Origin of the sequence: uncultured Nevskia sp. (genome assembly GCF_903885465.1) — a bacterium.
GTDB lineage: Bacteria > Pseudomonadota > Gammaproteobacteria > Nevskiales > Nevskiaceae > Nevskia.
The window spans coordinates 1-3714 of the sequence record NZ_CAISIQ010000221.1 but is presented as its reverse complement, the minus strand read 5'-3'; the positions used below and the strand labels follow the sequence as shown (position 1 = coordinate 3714).

Below are 3714 nucleotides of genomic sequence, written 5' to 3'. Positions count from 1 at the left end.
TGCCGTCACGCGTGGGCTGGGTTCTGCGAAAGCGGCTGGGCGCCGGCGGCGGCGGCGACGTCTGGCTGGGCATGGCCTCATCGACGCGCGAAAACCGCGTCTTCAAGTTCGCGCGGGATCGGCTGGCGCTCACGGCACTCAAGCGCGAGATCACCCTGTCGCAGCTGATGCGCCAAAGCCTGGGCGAGCGGCCGGATCTGGTGCGAGTGCTCGACTGGAATCTCGACGAGGCGCCGTATTTCATCGCCACCGATTGGTGCAACCAGGGCAGTCTCAGCGATTGGGCCGATACCCACGGCATCGGCACCATGCCGCCGGATCAGCGCCTGGAACTGCTGGCACAAGCCGCCGATGCCCTGGCCGCCGCGCATTCGGTTGGCGTGTTGCACAAGGATCTGAAGCCTTCCAATCTGCTGCTGCATGCCGGCAGCGGCACCGACAAACTGCAAGTCAAACTCTCCGATTTCGGTAGCGCCCGCCTGATCGATCGCGACCGCCTGCACTCACTGGATATCGCCCAGCTCGGCTTCACCCAGACCCTCGTCGACGCCAGCAGCGGCACGCCGCAGTACCTGGCGCCGGAACTGCTCGACGGCAGCCCGCCGACCATCCGCTCGGACGTCTATGCGCTCGGCGTGGTTCTGTATCAGCTGGTGGTCGGCGATCTGCGCCGACCGTTGTCGGCGGGCTGGGAGCGGCGCATCGACGATCCCCTGCTGATCGAGGATATCGGCGCCGCCGCCGCTGGCGATCCGCAGCATCGGCTGGCCGATGCCGCCGCCCTCGCCCAACGCCTGCGCAGCTTGCCGGCGCGTCGCGATGCGCGGGCGCAGGCGCAGGCCGCTGCTGCCGAGGCGGCAAGAATCAAGATCGCACTTGATCGCGCCAGCGCCCGCCGGGGTCTGCTGCTGGCTCTGGCTGCCAGTCTGGTGCTCGGCCTCGCCATCACCGGATATTTCCTGACCCAGGCACGCAGCGAAGCCCGGCGCGCCAACGCCGTCACCGCGTTCATGACCGACGATCTGCTCAGCGCCGCCAACCCGGTCATCGCCGGCCGCCGCGATGTGACGATGCGCGAAGTGCTCGACCGGGCACAGCAGCAACTCGATCAGCAGTTCAAGGAACAGCCCGCCGTGCACGCCACCCTGGCGCGCGTTATCGGCAGCGCCTATGCCGCCATGGGCGATAGCGAGCCGGCGCTGCGGCTGCTGACCATCGCCGAGAAGGAGTTGTCGGCCCAGCAAGGCGAGGCTGCCGATGAAACCCAGGCGGCAAGGACCGCCTTGCGCGATATGTATGTCAACCAGCTCGACGTACCCAACCTGATGAAATGGTCGCAAAGGATCGCCGACGTCGAGCAGGCTGCGGGCACCCCGCATCCGGAAATCGCGGCCGATGCGGCGGGATTGGTCGCAACCCTGCAATGCAGTGCCGGCTATTTCTCGATTTTCGTCAACCGCTGCGACCCGACCATCGAGCGTCTCTATCGCGATGCCTTGGCGCGCTTCGGTCCCGACAGTCTGGCCACCCTGCGCCTGCTGCTCTACCGGGGGATCATGCTGGGTCATGTCGAGCGGCACGCCGAATCACTGCCGGTGCTGCGCACGGCGAACGAAGGACTGCGCCGAATCTACGGCGAGGACAGCCTGTGGATGACGCAGAGTGATGGCGTACTCCTCACCGCAATGCTGGGAGTCGGTCTGGCGGAAGAAGCGCTGCCACAAATCGACAAATACCTCGTCCGAGACCTGCGGATTTACGGCCCCGAGCATCGGGTTTGCCTGATCGGCCGGCGACGCCGCAGCCGCGCCAACTTCCTGCTGGGTCATAAGGAGGCAGCGCTCGCTGAACAACGGGACGTGCAGGCACTGTGGCTTAAGAAGGGAGACGCCCTGCGCGCCCAGGATTACCGACCGGTCGTGACCGACCTTGCGGATACGCTGATTCAACTTGATCGCCTGCTCGAAGCGCAGACGGTTATCAGTGACGCGCTGGCTAGGATCGAGCCGCAGCAGAAGCCCACCGGCTACGAAACCCTGCGGCTGCGTGAACAACTGGCTCAGATCAGCCAATTGCTGAAGGACGACGCCACTGCCGAACGCCTGTTGCGGCAGAACCTCGACGAGGCCCGGGCCGCGATGACGCGAGGTGAGTGGCTGCTGGGCTGGGACGAGTTCCTGCTTGGCCAGTTTCTGCACGACCGGGGAAACCAGGACGAAGCCGGCCCGCTGCTGAAATCCGGCCATGCCGTCCTGCTCGCCGCCCTCGGGCCGGACGACCCACGAACTCGGCAGGCCGAAGCGCTGCTGAAGTAGGACGGCTCGGGCCTGCCTCCTTCTGCGGGCGGAGCCGACAAGCACGGTCCGATCAATCGCCGAAAGCGCGCTGTCGGTTCCACTTCGCTTGAACCGACCTGCACACACCGCAGGGAATTCCGTGTTCACGGGAACTTCAAACGGCGAAAACCTCGCCCGGAACCGGATCTGGCCGGCTCCCAGCAGTTGAAAAATGATGGCAACTCATTGATTCATATGAAATCAGAAACGGTGTATGAGATGTTTAAATGATGTTTAGCGGATGACAGGTTGTTGCGGCGGGTCGCGCTCAAAGTTCGTTTCGTCGCCGGGCAGCACCGGCACTGAACCTCTCTCGAAACACTCTCGCAACACCCTACCGGAGCCTCACCATGAAGACCTTCAAGACCCTCGCCGCCGCCCTCTGCCTCGCCGCCGCCGCCTTCACTTCCGTTTCCGCTGAGGCTGGCATGCAGCTCAATGGCTTGAAACAGAACGGCCTCGTGCTGAATGGCATTGTCCTGAATGGCTTGAAGCAGAACGGCATCGTCCTGAACGGCATTGTCCTGAATGGCATTGTCCTGAATGGCTTGGAGCAGAACGGCCTCGTCCTGAATGGCACCACCACCACCGGTATCGAAGCCGGCACCGTCGTCGCCGTGACGCTGCCGGAATAAATCCCGCGCGAGCTGCCCTCAAAAGCCCGTCGGCCTGCCGACGGGCTTTTTCTGTGGTGCGGCACCTGTCGATTCCGGTTCGCTTGAGCCTATCTGCAGGGACCCTCGACACCCAGCCCGGCCACCATTGACCGCAGCCGCAAGCGCGTTCGATGATCCCGCGCCCGTCCTTCACTGCAGCGAGCGCGTGGGCCAGAAAACCGAGTCAAGGCGGGCAGGGAAAGAAGACGCTCCACGCTGGCGTTTTGGCGAGGTCGTGCTCGACGAGCGGACGATGGAGGTCAGCGTCGGTGGCGTGTTGATCGAGTTGCCACGCAAACCGACCGAGATCCTGATGCATTTCGTCCGCAACCCGGGCGAAGTCATCACCAAGGAGGAATTGTTCGAGGCGGTCTGGCCCGGCCGTATCGTTTCCGACTCCAGCCTGACCAATGCCATGGGCAAGCTGCGCATGGCACTTGGCGACGAGCAGTCGCAGACGCTGATCAAGGCCGTCTACGGCTACGGCTACCGCTTCATGGCCGAAGTGCTGCGCGAGGACGCCCGTATCGCCAGCCTGCCGGCACCCGAGCCGGCGCTCGATTTCAAGGACGGTGATCCCCTGCCGTCACGCGTGGGCTGGGTTCTGCGAAAGCGGCTGGGCGCCGGCGGCGGCGGCGACGTCTGGCTGGGCATGGCCTCATCGACGCGCGAAAACCGCGTCTTCAAGTTCGCGCGGGATCGGCTGGCGCTCACGGCACTCA

At 64.7% G+C, this 3714-nt stretch carries 3 protein-coding genes; all 3 read left to right on the top strand.

Annotation, left to right across the window (positions count from 1 at the left end; all coding sequences use genetic code 11):
* A partial coding sequence (locus tag QZY06_RS08265) for a protein kinase (protein WP_295682724.1) occupies positions 1–2315 on the top strand: 2315 nt, incomplete at its 5' end.
* 371 nt (positions 2316–2686) lie between these two features.
* Positions 2687–2971, top strand: a complete 285-nt coding sequence (locus QZY06_RS08260) for a hypothetical protein (RefSeq protein ID WP_295682721.1) — start codon at positions 2687–2689, stop codon at positions 2969–2971.
* A gap of 127 nt (positions 2972–3098) precedes the next feature.
* Positions 3099–3714: winged helix-turn-helix domain-containing protein (locus tag QZY06_RS08255; protein ID WP_295682719.1), on the top strand; the 616-nt coding region annotated here is incomplete at its 3' end.